Annotated in this window: 1 pseudogene; it reads right to left on the bottom strand. The window is 57.1% G+C overall.

Annotated features, from left to right (window positions below):
• Nucleotides 1-231, bottom strand: a pseudogene (locus SB775_RS34345) (ATP-dependent helicase); the annotation flags it as partial.

Here is a 231-nt window from a genome sequence, read left to right as displayed (position 1 = left end):
ACCAGTATGATCAGGTTGTCTGGGTTGATCCGCGCTGTCTCTGGACTGCGATCAAAAAAATACTCGGGATGAGCGATGACGTACTGATCCAACGGCGTCGAGCTGCCGACCATCACGACCACAGACTCTCCTTGTAGTCTCCCTGCACGACCCGCCTGCTGCCACGTACTCGCAACGGAGCCTGGATACCCGGTAATGACACACGCCTGCAGCTGACCGATATCGACACCC

This window comes from Peribacillus sp. SIMBA_075, assembly GCF_046534585.1.
The sequence above is the reverse complement of the archived record's forward strand: the minus strand, read 5'-3'. Positions and strand labels throughout refer to the sequence as shown.